We start from the raw sequence: 16,746 nt of genomic DNA, 5'->3' as shown, positions 1-16,746 counted from the left end.
GGAAAAGGCCGCGCGACACCGTTCAATACCGTGAAACAACAAAAAAGCGCGCCCAGAGGCGCGCTTTTCGATTTCAAAGAAGATGCAAAGCTTATTCAGCGTCTGCTTCTGCCTTCTTTTCCTGGGCAACTTCCTTGCCGGTTTCCTGATCGACGACCTTCATCGACAGGCGAACCTTGCCGCGTTCGTCGAAGCCCATGAGCTTGACCCAGACCTTCTGGCCTTCCTTGACCACATCGGTGGTCTTGGCAACGCGGTCAGAAGCGAGCTGCGAGATGTGAACCAGGCCGTCACGCGGGCCGAAGAAGTTTACGAAAGCGCCGAAGTCAGCGGTCTTGACGACCGTACCTTCGTAGATTTCGCCGACTTCCGGCTCAGCAACAATCGAGTGGATCCACTTCTTGGCGGCTTCGATTTCCTTGCCGTTCGACGAAGCGATCTTCACCGTGCCGTCGTCTTCGATGTTGATCTTGGCGCCGGTCTTTTCCACGATTTCGCGGATGACCTTGCCGCCCGAACCGATAACATCACGGATCTTGTCGGTCGGAATGTTCATCACTTCGATGCGCGGAGCGAATTCGCCGAGTTCTTCACGCGACGTGGACAGAGCCTTCGCCATTTCGCCGAGAATGTGAACGCGACCGCCCTTGGCCTGTTCCAAAGCGACCTTCATGATCTCTTCGGTGATACCGTCGATCTTGATGTCCATCTGAAGTGCGGTGATGCCGTTATCAGTACCGGCTACCTTGAAGTCCATGTCGCCGAGGTGATCTTCGTCGCCGAGGATATCGGAAAGAACAGCATAACGGTCGCCTTCCTTGATCAGACCCATGGCGATACCGGCAACCGGACGTGCAAGCGGAACGCCTGCGTCCATCAGAGCCAGCGAGGTGCCGCAAACAGTCGCCATCGAGGACGAACCGTTGGATTCGGTGATCTCGGAAACCGAACGGATCGTGTAAGGGAACTGGTCGGCAGCAGGCAGCATCGGGTGGATAGCGCGCCATGCGAGCTTGCCATGACCAACTTCACGACGGCCTGGCGAACCCATACGACCCGTTTCACCGACCGAGTATGGCGGGAAGTTGTAATGCAGCATGAAGGATTCTTTGTACGTACCGGTCAGAGAATCGATCATCTGTTCGTCTTCGCCGGTGCCGAGCGTGGCAACAACGATTGCCTGCGTTTCACCGCGGGTGAACAGCGCCGAGCCGTGGGTGCGCGGCAGAAGGCCAACTTCCGAAACGATTGCGCGAACGGTTTTCAGGTCGCGGCCATCAATGCGGCTGCCAGTGTCCAGAATGTTCCAGCGAACGATCTTGGCCTGCAGATGCTTGAAAATGGTCGCGAACTGCTCAGGCGACATTTCCGGCTCTTCAACGCCTTCAGGGAAGAAGTGAGCCTTCGCCTTGGCCTTTGCGGCGTCAACAGCAACGTAACGAGCCTGCTTTTCGGTGATCTTGTAAGCGTCGCGCAGGTCGCCTTCGACAACGGCCAGCATCTTGGCTTCGAGGTCCGACAGATCTTCCGGCTGGAAATCACGTGGTTCCTTGGCAGCAACTTCAGCGAGCTTGATAATCGCATCGATTACCGGCTGGAAGCCCTTCTGGCCGAAAACAACGGCGCCGAGCATGACTTCTTCGGAAAGTTCCTGTGCTTCCGATTCAACCATCAGCACTGCGTCGGCAGTACCGGCAACAACCAGATCGAGCTTCGATTCCGGCATTTCGTCGATATTCGGGTTCAGAACATATTCGCCGTTGATGTAGCCAACGCGCGCGCCGCCGATCGGGCCCATGAAAGGAACGCCGGAAATGGTCAGTGCTGCGGAAGCTGCAACCATCGACAGAACGTCGGGGTTGTTTTCGAGGTCGTGCTGAACAACGGTCAGAACAACCTGCGTGTCGTTCTTGTAGCCATCAACGAAGAGCGGACGGATCGGGCGGTCGATCAGGCGCGAAACGAGGGTTTCGTTTTCGCTCGGACGACCTTCACGCTTGAAGAAACCGCCCGGGATCTTGCCGGCAGCGTAGGTCTTTTCCTGATAGTTGACAGTCAGCGGGAAGAAATCCTGACCCGGCTTTGGTTCCTTGGCAGAAACGACAGTCGCCAGAACGACGGTTTCGCCATAGGTTGCCAGAACAGCGCCGTCAGCCTGACGGGCGATCTTGCCGGTTTCGAGCGTGAGCGGACGACCGCCCCATTCGATTTCCACTTTGTGGGTATTGAACATATCTTGTCCTCATATGGAGACGCCGCGCAAAGCGCTAAGGCATCTCCCGGGTTGGCGGACAGGCCACGGGCAAGACAACGGGAAGCTCAGCTTGATAGTATGATCCCGAAAACCGGTTCCCACTTTTCGGGATCATACTTGTCCCGGGTATCCTCTCATCCGAAAAGTCTGCAACTTTTGGGATCATACCCGCCGAACTACCTGCAATCCTGCCCCATGACTGGTCCAGGTCATGAGCCTTATGGCTCGTCATCGGCATGACGGAATGCACCTTGTGCGCCGTCTCATGCCAGTGGGCATTCGCCCGATACTCTCGCATTCTCTTTTGGAAAGCGGCTATCCGCTCTTCCTCAGAATGCTCAAATCAAACGGGCGACGCTTGTGACGTCGCCCGATTTACCGTTAGCGGCGCAGGCCGAGACGGCCGATCAGCGCCTGGTAGCGCGCTGCGTCCACGCCCTTGACATAGTCAAGAAGACGACGGCGCTGCGAAACCAGCTTCAGAAGGCCGCGACGCGAATGATTGTCATTCTTGTGGCCCTTGAAGTGTTCGGTGAGGTTGGCGATACGCTCGGAAAGAACGGCAACCTGAACTTCAGGAGAACCGGTGTCACCTTCCTTGGTGGCGTATTCCTTGATAAGTGCTTGCTTACGCTCAGCAGTAATCGACATCGTAAACCCTTTCTTGATGAGAGGAAAAACAGACGCCCAGGCCGGGATGTCGTCCAGCGCGGGCCAACTTACACGATCTGATCTGCATTTCTGCATGATCGCTGATGGGGCATATAGTGCAAAAACGGCAAGAATGCCAGCATCAAATATGCCCCGGCAATTGCGAAGACTTTTTAGTTAGCCGTGAAAACACGCTTCGGCTTGAACTGACCATGCTCGATATAGCCGATGGCGAGCAGCTTTCCGCGCGCTGTGACACAGGCTTCATCGGCTTCCAGCGGGGCATCGCGGCCACGCAGGATAACCGGATTGCCGAGGCGAACACGCTGCGCCTGTTCGTCGGTCAGCGGAATCTGCGGCAGGCAGTCGAGTGCTGCGCCCGTATCGATCACCAGAGCGTCGAGGCCGGAAAAATCGCGGCGCGGCGCAGTTTCGACCACGTTGCCATCCTCGTCCTTCGGCGGCAGTGGCGGCCAGACGGCTTCCAGTTCTGTCAGCGTGACGAAATCTTCTTCCGTGAACGGAGCGACTTCGATGCGGCGCAGTTCGGAAATATGGCCGAAGCAACCAAGATCGCGGCCCATATCGCGCGCCAGCGAGCGCACATAGGTGCCCTTGGAGCATTCAACTTCGAATGACGTGCGGTTGTCGTCGTGGAATTCGACAATCTCCAGACGATCAATTTCGACTTCGCGCGCCGGAATCTCGACCGTTTCGCCTTCGCGGGCGAGATCATAGGCGCGTTCGCCGTCGATCTTGATGGCGGAGAACTGCGGCGGAATCTGCGAGATGAGGCCGGTATAGTTTGGCAACAGGGCTTCGACGTCTTCACGCGACGGGCGCTTGTCAGAGGTCTTGGTCGCCTGACCTTCAAGATCGTCGGTCGAACGTTCTTCGCCCCAGGTCACCGTGAAACGATAAACCTTGGTTCCGTCCATGACATAAGGCACGGTCTTGGTGGCTTCACCCAGAGCAATCGGCAGCATGCCGGATGCGAGCGGGTCGAGCGTACCGGCATGGCCGGCCTTCTCGGCGTTGAACAGCCACTTAATCTTCGAGACCGCTTCGGTCGATCCCATACCTTTCGGCTTGTCGAAAATAACCCAACCGGAAACCGGACGGCCTTTTTTCTTACCCCGTCTTGCCATGCTTTATTCGTCTCCATTGCGGGAGGTTTTATCCTCGCCGGCGTCTTCATCGTCATGCGAAAGATCACGCGCCACTTCCGGCGAACGCAGAAGGGCGTCGATCTTCGAAAAATTGTCGAAACTCGTGTCGGAGCGGAAGCGGAACTCCGGCATGTATTTCATCTGGCCAAGGACCGGCGCCATGCGGCCGCGAATGAATTTCGCGTTTGCTGCCAATGCCTTGACGATGGATTGCGGATCAACATTGCCAAGCGGCATAATGAAACAGGTAGCGATCTTGAGATCAGGCGACATGCGCACTTCCGAAACGGAAATGACAGTACGCTCGATCAGATCGTCACGGATTTCACCGCGCTGGAGCAATTGCGCCAATGCGTGGCGCACCTGTTCGCCAACGCGAAGCTGGCGCTGCGAAAGGCCGCCTGAGCCTTTTGGGTCCGGAGAACGTGCCATAGCTATATCCTCGATAAACAGCCATCAACCGGCGTCCAGTCTCTCAGACCGTCCGACCGCATGACTTGAAAATTATGGGCGTAACTTACCACAATTCAGATGGGAGTCAGACCCTCGGAACCGGGCAATAAAAAGCCGGACCGCCCATGTCGGGCGATCCGGCACGTAGTTGTTAGAGCGTGCGCGTAATATGTTCGACGCGGAACGCTTCGATCGTGTCGCCTGCGCGAATGTCGTCGTAGTTTTCGAACGCCATACCGCATTCCTGGCCCATCGGCACTTCCTGCACTTCGTCCTTGAAGCGCTTGAGCGTCTTGAGCTTGCCTTCGTGGATAACCACGTTGTCGCGGATGAGGCGAACGCCTGCACCACGTTCGACCTTGCCGTCGATAACACGGCAACCGGCAACCTTACCAACCTTGGTGATGTTGAAGACTTCGAGAATCTCAGCATTACCGATGAAGGTTTCACGGCGTTCTGGCGACAGAAGACCCGACATCGCTGCTTTCACATCTTCGATCAGATCGTAGATGATGTTGTAGTAGCGGATTTCAGTGCCCTGCTGTTCGGCAGCGTCGCGCGCCTGCTTGTTGGCACGAACGTTGAAGCCGATGATTGCTGCGTTGGAGGCTTCGGCCAGCGACACGTCGCTTTCCGTGATACCGCCTGCGCCCGAATGGACGATGCGTGCACGCACTTCGTCGGTGCCGAGCTTGTCGAGAGCCGTAATGATTGCTTCGACCGAACCCTGCACGTCACCCTTGATGACGAGCGGGAATTCCTTCAAGCCATTCACCTGAAGCTGGCTCATCATCTGCTCAAGCGAGCCGCGCTGACCAGTCTGACGGGCAACAGCCTTATCGCGAGCAAGGCGCTGGCGATAATCAGCAATTTCACGAGCCTTGGCTTCGTTGGCAACAACTGCGAAGCGATCGCCTGCCTGCGGCGTACCCTGGAGACCAAGGACTTCAACCGGCATTGCAGGTCCTGCTTCCTTGACGTGTTCGCCACGGTCGTTGACCAGAGCGCGCACGCGGCCCCATTCGTTACCAGCAGCGATAATATCGCCCGGATGCAGCGTACCCTTCTGAACCAGAACGGTTGCGACCGAACCACGGCCACGATCAAGCTGGGCTTCAATGACAACGCCTTCAGCCGTACGCTTCGGATCTGCCTTGAGATCAAGGATTTCAGCCTGCAACAGAACTGCTTCAAGCAGCTTGTCGAGGTTGATCTTGTTCTTGGCCGACACTTCGACGTCGAGCACTTCACCGCCCATCGATTCCACGAAGACATCGTGCTGCAGCAGGGCAGTACGAACCTTCTGCGGATCGGCAGATGGCTTGTCGATCTTGTTGATCGCAACGATGATCGGAACACCAGCCGCCTTGGCATGGTTGATCGATTCAATCGTCTGCGGCATCACGCTGTCGTCGGCGGCAACCACCAGAATGGCGATGTCGGTCGCCTGCGCGCCACGGGCACGCATTGCGGTAAAGGCGGCGTGGCCCGGCGTATCGATGAAGGTGATCTTCTGGCCGTTCTGTTCGACCTGATAAGCACCGATATGCTGGGTGATACCACCGGCTTCGCCCGACACCACGTTGGCGTGACGGATCGCATCGAGAAGCGACGTCTTGCCGTGGTCGACGTGACCCATGATGGTCACGACCGGAGGACGCGAAACCAGTGCGGCCTGATCGTCCGCAACGTCAAAGATACCTTCTTCAACGTCCGATTCCGCAACGCGCTTGACGGTGTGGCCGAATTCTTCAGCAATCAGCTGCGCCATATCGGCATCAATCACGTCGCCCGGCTTCATCATCTGGCCCTGTTTCATCAGGTACTTGATGATATCGACCGAACGCTCGGTCATACGCTGTGCGAGTTCCTGAAGCGTGATGGTTTCAGGCACGGTCACTTCGCGAGAGATTTTCTCGCGGGTTTCCTGCATCTGCGAACGCTTGAACTTTTCCTGACGGCGACGCATGGCCGACAGCGAACGCGAACGACCTTCGTCTTCCAGATTGCTGGAGATCGTCAGCTTGCCACGACGGCGATCGTCTTCGGTCTTGACCACCTTCGGGGCGCGAGCGTCCGGCTTGGCGGGCGTGCCACGACGAGCAGCGGTTGGGCTGCTGCCACGACGATCATCATCATCGCCGGACTGTCCAGGCCTGCGAAGCTGGCTCTGCGGGAGCGGCTTGCCCGGTCCGGGAGCGGCTTCTGCAAGCGACGGCGCCGGACGCGGTGCACCCGACTGCGGGCGATTGCCCTGCTGCGGACGGCCAGCGTGCTGCGGACGATTGCCCTGCGGTGCGCCACGCGAATCGTCGCGGCGTTCAGGACGCTCGGTGCGCTGCTCGCCACGTGCTTCCGGCTGAGGAACACGCTTGGCAGCTTCTTCCTCGGCCTTGCGCCGCGCTTCGGCTTCAGCCTTGAGGCGTGCTTCTTCCTCGGCCTGACGGCGTGCGGATTCTTCACGCTCCTTGGCGCGGCGTGCATCTTCTTCGGCGCGGCGCTTGGCGTCTTCGACGGCACGCGCGCGTTCTTCGACTTCACGCACCTGCGCTTCTTCGAGCGCGCGGCGGCGTGCGTCCATTTCGGAGCGCGACAGCGTGTTCAGCACCATGCCGGAGCGATCGGTCGGGCGCGGACGCGGTGCCTGCTGGTTGGGACGCTGCTGCACGGGGCGCTGCTGTTGCTGCGCGACATGCGGCTTCGCTACCGGAGCAGCAGCAGCTGGTGCTGCCGGTGCCTTCGGCTGCGGCGTCGGCGCAGCAGGAGCGGCTACAACAGGCTTGGGAGCCGCTGCTTCCACTTCCGGCTTGTCGTCTGGCCGTGAGAACTTGCGCTTCTTGGTTTCAACGACGACAGCCTTGGTGCGGCCGTGGCTGAAATTCTGGCGCACGGTGCTCTGCTCAACGCCTGGCCGCTTCATGGTCAGGGTCTTCTTGGGGGTGACGCCCAGCGTCTTGTCGTCGTTTGTGTTATCGCTCATTACGTTCCGTTTCCTTCGCGGCTCCGGCCGCTCTACTCGAGCATTATCCAACGCGACCCAGTCGGGTTGGATAATGCTCCAGTCATCCACTCAACGCATAATCCGGTATGAGGCCTGCCAGCCTCGGCAAGATTACGCTCTAATTCGAATCCGTTGCGCTTTCACCGCGATAGCGATGCAGCAATTGCGCCCGCTTTACGAACCCGACAGCCGCCTTTCCTTCAAGCACGGCTGCATGTATCACATTTCCGCCCCCAAATGCCAAATCCATTTCTTCTCCCGTAAAAAGGGTGAAGGCAGGGATTTCGGGACCGTCGAGATGCACCACGGCGCGCCGGGCCTGATCGAGCTTGCGCACGCCATCGGCTGCGGCTTCCTTCGCATGCAATACCATGGCGGCAGTGCCCGTGCGGATCGCCTGATCGACCTTAGTCGACCCCGTCACCACAGCACCGGCCTTGCGAGCCAAAGCCAGACTGCCAAGGGCGGATTTTGTCAGCAGCTGGTCAACCAGCGCGCCAAGATCGTCCTGCGGCTTCACGCCTTCCTTCAGCGCCCGCGCAAAAAGCTTGCGCTTGATCGCCTCATCCACCAGACGGCGCTCGGCTTTCACCCAGCATCCCCTGCCCGGCAGGTTTCTTTTCAAGTCCGGCACAACGGAACCGTCTGGCCCTGCAACGAAGCGGATCATGTCATCGGCAGAACCGCTTTCGCGCGTGACGATACAGGTTCTGTCATTCATATCCTGCTCCACGCAAACTCCCGCTCTGCCATATACGGACTTGTACTCAACTTCAAAACTGGCAACGCTTCCGCCGCTTTGTTCTCAAATCAGGCAGTTTGACACCCCACCCGACATATCAAACGCAACGCGTGGCGCTGTACCAGAGCCGGGGCCTCGCCACAACCCGAAACGTCGCGGAAAGCCCACTGAAAGCCGATCTGCCTTACCGAATCCGGTAAATGAGACCCGTTTTCGGCATCACATCAATTGTTGGAGCCGCACAGCTTACTCCTGAATTGCTTCAGACGTAAGAACCCGTGCGGCCCCAGAACTTCTCAGCGCTTCTTACGAAGCAGCTTCTTCTTCACCGGCTTCAGCATCGACTTCCGCTTCGGCTTCTTCCTGAGCGGCGGCTGCAAGCTCTTCTTCCGTGATCCAGCCAGCCTTGAGGCGGGCAGTCAGGATCATCTGTTCGGCATCGACGCGCGAAACATCGAAGGACGAGAGAATGCCGCTATGGGTGACGGTGTCGCCATCCTTGCGCTCACGCCAGCCGACGAGGTCATCGACAGCGTAACCGGCAAAGTCTTCGATCGACTTCACGCCGTCTTCACCGACAGCAACCAGCATGGCGGTCGTCAGGTTCGGCAATTCGCGAAGTTCGTCTTCGACGCCCAGTTCCTTGCGGCGAGCATCCAGTTCACCTTCGAGGCGATCCAGATATTCACGAGCACGCTGCTGGATTTCAGAAGCCGTATCGTCATCGAAACCATCGATGGATGCAATTTCACCCGGCTCGACATAAGCCAGTTCTTCAATCGAGGCGAAGCCTTCGGAAGCAAGAACCTGACCGACCATTTCGTCGACGTCGAGGGCTTCCATGAACAGGTTCGAACGCTCGGTGAATTCCTTCTGACGACGTTCGGACTCTTCGTCCTCCGTCAGAATGTCGATGTCCCAACCGGTGAGCTGCGATGCGAGGCGGACATTCTGGCCGCGACGACCGATCGCTAGTGATAGTTGGTCATTCGGGACGACAACTTCAATACGTTCCGCATCTTCATCGAGAACAACCTTGGCAACTTCAGCAGGCTGAAGCGCGTTGACGATGAAGGAAGCCGCATCCGGCGACCACGGAATGATGTCGATCTTTTCGCCCTGAAGTTCGGCAACAACAGCCTGAACACGCGAACCGCGCATACCAACGCAGGCGCCGACCGGATCGATGGACGCATCGCGCGAAACAACGGCGATCTTGGCGCGCGAACCCGGATCACGGGCTACCGACTTGATCTCGATAATGCCGTCATAGATTTCCGGCACTTCCATGGTGAAGAGCTTCGCCATGAACTGCGGATGGGTGCGCGACAGGAAAATCTGCGGGCCACGCTGTTCACGGCGCACGTCGTAAACATAGGCGCGGATACGGTCGCCATAACGGAAGGCTTCACGCGGGATCAGTTCGTCACGGCGCACGATGGCTTCGCCACGACCCAGATCGACGATCACATTGCCGTATTCGACGCGCTTCACGGTGCCGTTGACGATTTCGCCAACGCGATCCTTGTATTCGTCATACTGGCGGTCGCGCTCGGCTTCGCGCACTTTCTGCACGATAACCTGCTTGGCCGACTGGGCAGCGATACGGCCGAAATCCATCGGCGGCAGCTGATCAGCGATGAAGTCGCCAATCTGCGCATCCGGGTTGCGGTCACGTGCGGTGAACAGCGAAATCTGCGTGGCGTAGTCTTCGACATTCTCGACCACTTCGAGCAGACGCTGAAGCTTGATCTCGCCGGACTTCGCATTGATGTCGGCGCGGATGTTGCTTTCCTGACCATAACGCGAACGCGCTGCCTTCTGGATCGCATCGGCCATGGCCGCAAGAACGATCTCGCGGTCAATCGACTTCTCGCGTGCGACCGCATCGGCGATCTGCAGAAGCTCCAGCCTGTTAGCACTGACTGCCATAGGTCTCTCCTTGGTGTCGCACCCGGCTTCTCCTTGCGCCGAATGCCTGAAACTTGTTTCGTCGGCTTATTTCTCTTCAGCCGTATCTTCTGTCGTCGCTTCTTCCGGCGCATCGCCCAGATCGTCTCCGGGGATGCGGCCTTCGCGAAGGGCCTTGTCCTTGCGCAGTGCATCGCGGATCAGATCGTCGGTCAGGACCAGACGCGCATCCGAAATCACGTCGAAGGGAATGCGCACGACCGGTTCGTTGCCGTAAGACACCTGATCGCTTTCGATCACGACTGTCTCGGCATCGCCCAGCACGATACGACCGCGGAATTTCTTGCGGCCTTCATGCACGATCGAGGTTTCCACCTTGGCAATATGGCCTGCCCAATCGGCGAAATCCGACTTGCGCACCAGCGGACGGTCGATGCCCGGTGACGAGACTTCCAGATGATACTTGCCGCTGATCGGGTCTTCGACATCGAGCACCGGCGCGACAGTGCGGCTGACCAGCTCGCAATCGTCGACCGTCATCGTGCCGTCGGGACGTTCGGCCATGATCTGCAAGGTCTGGCCGTTGAGACCGGAAAGACGCACGCGCACAAGACGATAGCCCAGCGTATTGAGCACCGGCTCAATAATGCCTGCCACTTTCGCATCGATGCCCGTTTCGCGAATGATGCGCTCATCCACAGCCACTTCCGGCGTCTCTGCTTCGTTTGCCTGAACCTGTTCCGTCAACTCTAAACCTCTCAAAGGGGTCGAAAAACCTCTATTTCCTGGGTCTAAGTAACAAAAAAGAGCGGGACCGGACGGACCCACTCTTGTTCGTTCGACCAAGAATTTGAGAGTTATATACCAGCGGAAGCGGATTTTTTCAAGTCCCGCTTCCGTGATGAAATTCAACGTCGGATAAATGTCAGATAGGCAGCCTTGCGGCCCTCGCGGAAGGCCTTGGCCTCATAACGCGTGCCCGGCCAGCCTTCATAGGCGTCGTTCCAGTCCGACGGTCCTTCCGCCTGCCAGTCGAACGCATCGTGACGGCGGCAATGCTGTAGCGTCCAGTTCACGTAATGCTCGATATCCGAAGCGAAGCGGAATTTCGCGCCGGGTTTCAAAACGCGGGCGAAGCGATCCAGATTGGCATCGCTGACAAAACGGCGCTTCCAGTGGCGACGCTTGTGCCATGGGTCAGGATAAAACAGGTCGATACCGGACAAAGAGGCATCTGGCAGCCAGTCGAGAACCGCCGTCGCGTCTTCATCGTAAAGCCGCATGTTGGGACGCGGCTCCTGATCGAGCGCCGCCAGCATCTTGGCCATGCCGTTGACGAAAGGCTCGACGCCGATGAAACCCGTCTGCGGATAGCGGCCCGTTTCATGATGCAGATGTTCGCCGCCGCCAAAGCCGATTTCCATGCGCACGGCGTCCGCCGCGATGGGGAACAGCGCGCGCAGATCCTGTGGGGCAGGCTTGGCGAGGTCGATCTTCAGCTCGGGCAGCAGCTCCTCGAACAGGTTCCGCTGATGGCTGCGCAACGGCTTGCCGTGACGACGGCCAAAAAAGTTTCCGGCACCGCGTAGAGGATGGGTTTCTTCGGTCATGTTCTATCCGTCGGCCTGCAAAATGCAGCTTAACAACACAAACAGAGAGCGCGATTTGAAATCGCGCTCTCTGAAATTTTCCCGGACACATAACGCCAAGCGATCTGTGATGCAACTTTTGGTCTCGTTGTACGCCCAAAAGGACGCACAACGCTCCAAGATTTAAGCGACAGATGCCTTCAACGCCTTGGTGAGGTCGGTCTTCTCCCAGGAGAAGGAACCGTCACGGCCCGGCTTACGGCCGAAGTGACCATAAGACGAGGTCTTGGCATAGATCGGTTTGTTGAGGTCGAGATGCTTGCGGATACCGGTTGGCGAAAGGTCCATCACTTCACGCAGCGCGTCTTCAACAGCGGCTTCAGCAACCTTGCCCGTCCCGTGCAGATCGACATAGACCGAAAGCGGCTGTGCAACGCCGATGGCGTAGGAAAGCTGGATCGTGCAGCGGTCGGCAAGATTAGCCGCCACGACATTCTTGGCGAGATAACGCGCAGCATAAGCAGCTGAACGGTCGACCTTGGTCGTGTCCTTGCCGGAGAATGCGCCGCCGCCATGGGGAGCCGCACCGCCGTAAGTGTCGACGATGATCTTGCGACCCGTCAGGCCTGCGTCGCCGTCCGGGCCACCAATGACGAATTTGCCGGTCGGGTTGATGTACCAGTTGCAGGTGGTTGCAATCGGCAGCTCGCCCAGCGCATCACGGATATAAGGCTCGACAACCGAGCGAACCTTCTTGGAATCCCAGCTGGCATCCAGATGCTGCGTCGAGAGCACGATCTGCGTGACTTCGGCAGCCTTGCCGTTTTCGTAACGCACCGTAACCTGGCTCTTGGCGTCCGGGCCAAGCTTGCCCGCATCGCCTTCGCCCTTATGGCGTGCTTCGGACAGCTTTTCGAGAATCTTATGCGAGTAATAGATCGGGGCAGGCATCAGATCCGGGGTTTCGCGGCAGGCATAGCCAAACATGATACCCTGATCGCCAGCACCTTCTTCGCCCTGACGGTCGGCAGCATTGTCCACGCCCTGTGCGATATCGGCAGACTGCGGATGCAGAAGTACGTCGATCTTCACCGTCTTCCAGTGAAAGCCGTCCTGTTCGTAGCCGATTTCGCGGATCGCCTTGCGCGCTGCCGAACGGAAGCGGGCAGGATTGATCAGCGGATGGCCAGCGGCATCCTTGGCGATCGAACCGTCCTTGTTCTTCTTCAGGAAAGTCTCCGGTACGCGGACTTCGCCGGCAATCACCACGCGATTGGTGGTGGCAAGCGTTTCGCAGGCAACACGGACAGACCACGGATCCACGCCGGTGCGGCGGGCTTCCTTGTAGATCATGTCGACGATTTCATCGGAGATGCGGTCGCAAACCTTGTCCGGGTGTCCTTCAGACACAGATTCGCTGGTGAAGAGATAAGAACTGCGCGACACGGGTAACCCCTCTTGAAAATCCAACGGAGAACATCTCCGCCTAGGAAACACAGTAGCGCCCGGAACTTTCCGGGCGCGTCAAAGTGTTAGCGAAGTTAGGATCAAACCGTCAATGCATTTTCGTATCGCGACGGGGCGCAGCCAGAAAAATTCATTCCCAAGGCCGCGAAACCTACGTCAAAAGGGGAAAAAGGCGCATAAACCGCCGAAATGCAGGGTATAACAGCGGATAGCTTACTCGGCGTCTGCTGCGAGCGACTTCACCAGATCGATGATTTTCCGGCGCACTTTCGGATCTGAAATCTTCGTGAACGCGCGGGTGAGCTGAACGCCTTCGTTGGAATTCAGGAAATCGACCACATAGGTTGCTTCATTGTCTTCCGCAAAACCTTCCTGACCGGCAGGGTTCGATCCCGGTGCGTCTTCAAAGAAAAAGGAAACCGGAACGTTGAGAATGGCAGAGATCGCCTGAAGGCGGCTGGCGCCGACGCGATTGGTGCCCTTCTCATATTTTTGAATCTGCTGAAACGTGATGCCCAGATTCTCGCCGAGCTTTTCCTGACTGAGGCCCAGCATGTTGCGGCGAAGACGAATGCGGCTGCCGACATGTACGTCGATTGGGTTGGGCTTCTTTTTATTCTCAATCATACAGCTGTCACTCCTCGCGGCTGCGAGCTTTCATTCATGTACTGTTCATCTGAACAGGGATAACACCACGTTGTGGGAGGTAGTCTGACGAGCTTCGCACGATTTCGCACGTGGGAACCGTCACCGCGCCGGTATAACATCTTAACAAAATTGCCGTGTCAATGAAAACGCCTACGGAATGACACCCTGAAAGCTGCGTTGACAAAGAGTAAGGTTAACAGGATCGATATCGTCTGTTTCGATCCGGGGGCAGTGCCCCAAAATGGGGCACGAGCTGACGGTAGGGAAGCATCCACCACCCCGACGACATCCAGCGCAAGACCTTCAGTGATTCGACCGTAGGAATCCGTTACCGCCGAAAGGCCGTTATTCGCTGCACGGACCAGCGGCAAGCCCTGCTCCACTGCACGAACCTGCGCCTGCCTGAAATGCTGGTAAGGCCCCGGCGTGTCGCCATACCAGGCGTCATTCGTAACATTGACGATGGCATTGGGCGTACCGGCCTGCGAGCCCGAAAAACCGAGTTCGTCCGGGAAAATGGCTTCGTAGCAGATAAGCGGCAAAAAAGACTGGCCTGGCTTGACGTTCAAAAGACGCCGCGAGGAACCGGCGGTAAAGCCGCCCGGCATTTCGACCACTTCCTGAAGTCCAAGACCACGGAGAAAGCTTTCAAAAGGCAGATATTCGCCGAATGGAACAAGATGCACCTTGTCGGCGGCATCCGTAATCTCGCCCCGGTCATTGATCGTGTAGATGGAATTATAATAACGCGGCTCGCCATTGCCCGCCGCCTTCTCCTCACGCACAGCGCCAGTCAACAGGACCTGACCGTCCTGCAATGTAGTGCCGATTTGCGCCAGAGCTTCCGGCGTCGATGTCAGAATATACGGCACCGCAGTTTCGGGCCATATGACGACATCAGGCTTCGGCTTGCCGTCCGCGGGTGCTTCCGCCGTCAGCGCAATCAGCTTGTCGAAGATCGAGCGGCGTTCGGCATTGTCCCATTTCAGGCTTTGCGCGATGGAAGGCTGTACGATGCGGATATTGACCGTGCCCTTCTCATCACCGATGGCGGGCGCATGCGACAGGGTCCACACGCCAAAGCCGACATGGGCTGCGGTCAGAAGAATGGCCAGAACGATACCGCTCTTTGCCAAACGTCCACCGATCAGCAATGCGGGCGACGCAAAAATGAACGCAGCCAACGCGCTCATGCCGACAAGGCCAACCACGGCGACCGACTGCATCAACACCGGCACCGGCATGGCCGCATAACCGATAGCGTTCCACGGAAAACCGGTCAGCAGGAACGTACGCAGCCATTCCGCAAGCGCAAAACCAAAAGCGAGCGCGAAAATACGTCCTAACCCGTCGGACCAAAAGATGCGCGCAACCAAGGTCGCGAAGGCGTAGAAAATCGCCAGAAAGGCAGGCAGGCCCAAAACCGCCAGCGGCAGGGCCCAGGCAAACTGGTCTGCATCGACCAGAAGAGCCGTGCCGATCCACCAGAGGCCGGAGACGAAATAACCGAAACCGAACCACCAGCCGACTATTGCCGCGGGCAGAACGCGACGGATCGGACCAGCATCGGCGCGCGCCAAAGCGCCGTCGATCAGCCAGACGAGGATCGGGAAGGAAACAAACCCGGCAATGAAGAGATCGAAAGGCGGCTGGGTCAGTGTCGCAAAGGCGCCACTCAAAAAAGCGGCCAGCGCACGACGCCAGCCGCTAGAAAGAATGATCCTGCCCGCAAGCCTTTCGATCATCAGGCCTCTTTGAAGGTTTCAGCGTCTTCGGCCGTGGCCGGTGACTGCTCTTCAGGCTTGGTGGTGACGACAGCGCGCTGCTGCCTGCGGCGGTCGGCAGCGGAAAGCGGCACAATGCGCACCTTCTTCACGCGGCGCGGATCAACTTCGAGCACATGGAATTCATAGCCCGGCACGGCCTGCACGACCTCACCACGGACGGGAATCCGGCCAAGAACCGAGAATATCAGGCCGCCGACCGTGTCAACATCCTCGCCATGTTCGCCCACCTCGAAAGAGGGGCCAATCTTTGCGGCAAATTCGTCCAGATCAGCGCGCGCGTCGACGACGAATACGCCATCGGCTTCCTCGGCGATCATGATTTCTTCGTCGTCATGCTCGTCTTCAATATCGCCGACAACCATTTCGACGATGTCTTCCAGCGAAACAAGACCATCGGTGCCGCCATATTCGTCGATGACCAGCGCCATCTGAATATGGGTTGCCTGCATACGGGCCATCAGGCCGCTTGCCATCATCGACGGCGGCACGAACAGCACCTTGCGCATGAGGTTAAGCTCGCCAATCGTCTTGGTGAGATCGATGCGGCTCATATCGAATTTCGGCGGCGTTGCCGCAGCAGGCGTCTTAGCCGTCGTGCGGCGGCGCGTTTTCTGGCGCGCCTGACGCGTGATGAAATTCAGAACATCGCGAATATGGATCATTCCGCGCGGATCATCCAGCGTTTCGGCATAGACCGGCATACGGGAGTGACCGGATTCCTCGAAGAGTTCCAGCACTTCCCAGAGCGGCGTGGAAATTTCCACCGCCTCGACATCCGCACGCGGAATCATAACGTCTTCGACGCGGATTTCACGCAGGCGCAGGATGTTGTGCAGCATCGCCTTTTCTTCGGGCGAGAATGCAGAATCCTGTTCGCTCGTCGTACTCGACAAGGCATCGGCCAAATCTTCACGCAAGGAAGATTGCTGTCGCGAGCGGATGAAAGGGAAAATATTCGACAGAAGGGAGCGCTTTTCGGCCGCCACAGGCCGCTGCGTACTTTGCCCTTCGGCGTCTTGGGTCTCGCTGCGATTCTCGCCAGCGGACGGAGGTTGTGAGGTTTGATCAGCCATG

13 protein-coding genes are annotated in these 16,746 nt (G+C 58.0%); all 13 read right to left on the bottom strand.

Annotated elements, in window-relative coordinates:
• Positions 1-91: 91 nt before the first annotated feature.
• The 13 genes from pnp to FHW03_RS01420 all read right to left on the bottom strand — a co-directional run bounded on the left by pnp (position 92) and on the right by FHW03_RS01420 (position 16,745).
• Positions 92-2,233 (bottom strand): polyribonucleotide nucleotidyltransferase, encoded by a 2,142-nt coding sequence (pnp, locus tag FHW03_RS01480; protein ID WP_182519040.1) that lies wholly within the window; start codon positions 2,231-2,233, stop codon positions 92-94.
• Positions 2,234-2,635: 402 nt separating this feature from the next.
• Positions 2,636-2,905 (bottom strand): 30S ribosomal protein S15, encoded by a 270-nt coding sequence (gene rpsO / locus FHW03_RS01475; RefSeq protein ID WP_078337732.1) that lies wholly within the window; start codon positions 2,903-2,905, stop codon positions 2,636-2,638.
• 173 nt (positions 2,906-3,078) lie between these two features.
• A complete protein-coding gene (gene truB, locus FHW03_RS01470; RefSeq protein ID WP_182519039.1) occupies positions 3,079-4,053 on the bottom strand; it encodes a tRNA pseudouridine(55) synthase TruB in 975 nt (324 codons plus the stop codon).
• 3 nt (positions 4,054-4,056) lie between these two features.
• On the bottom strand, positions 4,057-4,506 hold the full coding sequence (gene rbfA / locus FHW03_RS01465; protein WP_182519038.1) for a 30S ribosome-binding factor RbfA: 450 nt from the start codon (positions 4,504-4,506) through the stop codon (positions 4,057-4,059).
• Positions 4,507-4,678: 172 nt separating this feature from the next.
• Positions 4,679-7,507 carry a translation initiation factor IF-2 gene (gene infB / locus FHW03_RS01460; protein WP_182519037.1) on the bottom strand — a complete coding sequence of 943 codons (2,829 nt, stop codon included), beginning with the start codon at positions 7,505-7,507 and terminating at the stop codon, positions 4,679-4,681.
• 139 nt (positions 7,508-7,646) lie between these two features.
• Complete coding sequence (locus FHW03_RS01455; protein ID WP_182519036.1) at positions 7,647-8,249, bottom strand: RNA-binding protein; 603 nt, start codon at positions 8,247-8,249, stop codon at positions 7,647-7,649.
• 327 nt (positions 8,250-8,576) lie between these two features.
• Positions 8,577-10,202, bottom strand: coding sequence for a transcription termination factor NusA (gene nusA / locus FHW03_RS01450; protein WP_182519035.1), 1,626 nt, complete (start codon positions 10,200-10,202; stop codon positions 8,577-8,579).
• Positions 10,203-10,268: 66 nt separating this feature from the next.
• Positions 10,269-10,928, bottom strand: coding sequence for a ribosome maturation factor RimP (gene rimP / locus FHW03_RS01445; protein WP_182519034.1), 660 nt, complete (start codon positions 10,926-10,928; stop codon positions 10,269-10,271).
• A gap of 161 nt (positions 10,929-11,089) precedes the next feature.
• On the bottom strand, positions 11,090-11,791 hold the full coding sequence (locus tag FHW03_RS01440) for a tRNA (guanine(46)-N(7))-methyltransferase TrmB (protein ID WP_182519033.1): 702 nt from the start codon (positions 11,789-11,791) through the stop codon (positions 11,090-11,092).
• A 162-nt stretch (positions 11,792-11,953) separates the two neighbouring features.
• Positions 11,954-13,216 carry a methionine adenosyltransferase gene (gene metK / locus FHW03_RS01435; protein ID WP_182519032.1) on the bottom strand — a complete coding sequence of 421 codons (1,263 nt, stop codon included), beginning with the start codon at positions 13,214-13,216 and terminating at the stop codon, positions 11,954-11,956.
• 234 nt (positions 13,217-13,450) lie between these two features.
• Positions 13,451-13,864, bottom strand: a complete 414-nt coding sequence (locus FHW03_RS01430; RefSeq protein WP_182519031.1) for a helix-turn-helix domain-containing protein — start codon at positions 13,862-13,864, stop codon at positions 13,451-13,453.
• A 158-nt stretch (positions 13,865-14,022) separates the two neighbouring features.
• Positions 14,023-15,630 (bottom strand): apolipoprotein N-acyltransferase, encoded by a 1,608-nt coding sequence (gene lnt, locus FHW03_RS01425; protein WP_182519030.1) that lies wholly within the window; start codon positions 15,628-15,630, stop codon positions 14,023-14,025.
• Complete coding sequence (locus FHW03_RS01420; RefSeq protein WP_182519029.1) at positions 15,630-16,745, bottom strand: hemolysin family protein; 1,116 nt, start codon at positions 16,743-16,745, stop codon at positions 15,630-15,632. Before FHW03_RS01420 ends, lnt begins: the two co-directional genes overlap by 1 nt.
• Position 16,746 lies beyond the last annotated feature (1 nt).

This window comes from Ochrobactrum sp. RH2CCR150 (assembly GCA_014138095.1).
Taxonomy (GTDB): domain Bacteria; phylum Pseudomonadota; class Alphaproteobacteria; order Rhizobiales; family Rhizobiaceae; genus Brucella; species Brucella gambitense.
The sequence above is the reverse complement of the archived record's forward strand: the minus strand, read 5'-3'. Positions and strand labels throughout refer to the sequence as shown.

Excerpts from the sequence above, each read along its gene's own strand:
- pnp (WP_182519040.1), bottom strand. The coding sequence starts at position 2,233 with ATGTTCAATACCCACAAAGTGGAAATCGAATGGGGCGGTCGTCCGCTC.
- rpsO (WP_078337732.1), bottom strand. The coding sequence starts at position 2,905 with ATGTCGATTACTGCTGAGCGTAAGCAAGCACTTATCAAGGAATACGCC.
- truB (WP_182519039.1), bottom strand. The coding sequence starts at position 4,053 with ATGGCAAGACGGGGTAAGAAAAAAGGCCGTCCGGTTTCCGGTTGGGTT.
- rbfA (WP_182519038.1), bottom strand. The coding sequence starts at position 4,506 with ATGGCACGTTCTCCGGACCCAAAAGGCTCAGGCGGCCTTTCGCAGCGC.
- infB (WP_182519037.1), bottom strand. The coding sequence starts at position 7,507 with ATGAGCGATAACACAAACGACGACAAGACGCTGGGCGTCACCCCCAAG.
- FHW03_RS01455 (WP_182519036.1), bottom strand. The coding sequence starts at position 8,249 with ATGAATGACAGAACCTGTATCGTCACGCGCGAAAGCGGTTCTGCCGAT.
- nusA (WP_182519035.1), bottom strand. The coding sequence starts at position 10,202 with ATGGCAGTCAGTGCTAACAGGCTGGAGCTTCTGCAGATCGCCGATGCG.
- FHW03_RS01440 (WP_182519033.1), bottom strand. The coding sequence starts at position 11,791 with ATGACCGAAGAAACCCATCCTCTACGCGGTGCCGGAAACTTTTTTGGC.
- FHW03_RS01430 (WP_182519031.1), bottom strand. The coding sequence starts at position 13,864 with ATGATTGAGAATAAAAAGAAGCCCAACCCAATCGACGTACATGTCGGC.
- lnt (WP_182519030.1), bottom strand. The coding sequence starts at position 15,630 with ATGATCGAAAGGCTTGCGGGCAGGATCATTCTTTCTAGCGGCTGGCGT.
- FHW03_RS01420 (WP_182519029.1), bottom strand. The coding sequence starts at position 16,745 with ATGGCTGATCAAACCTCACAACCTCCGTCCGCTGGCGAGAATCGCAGC.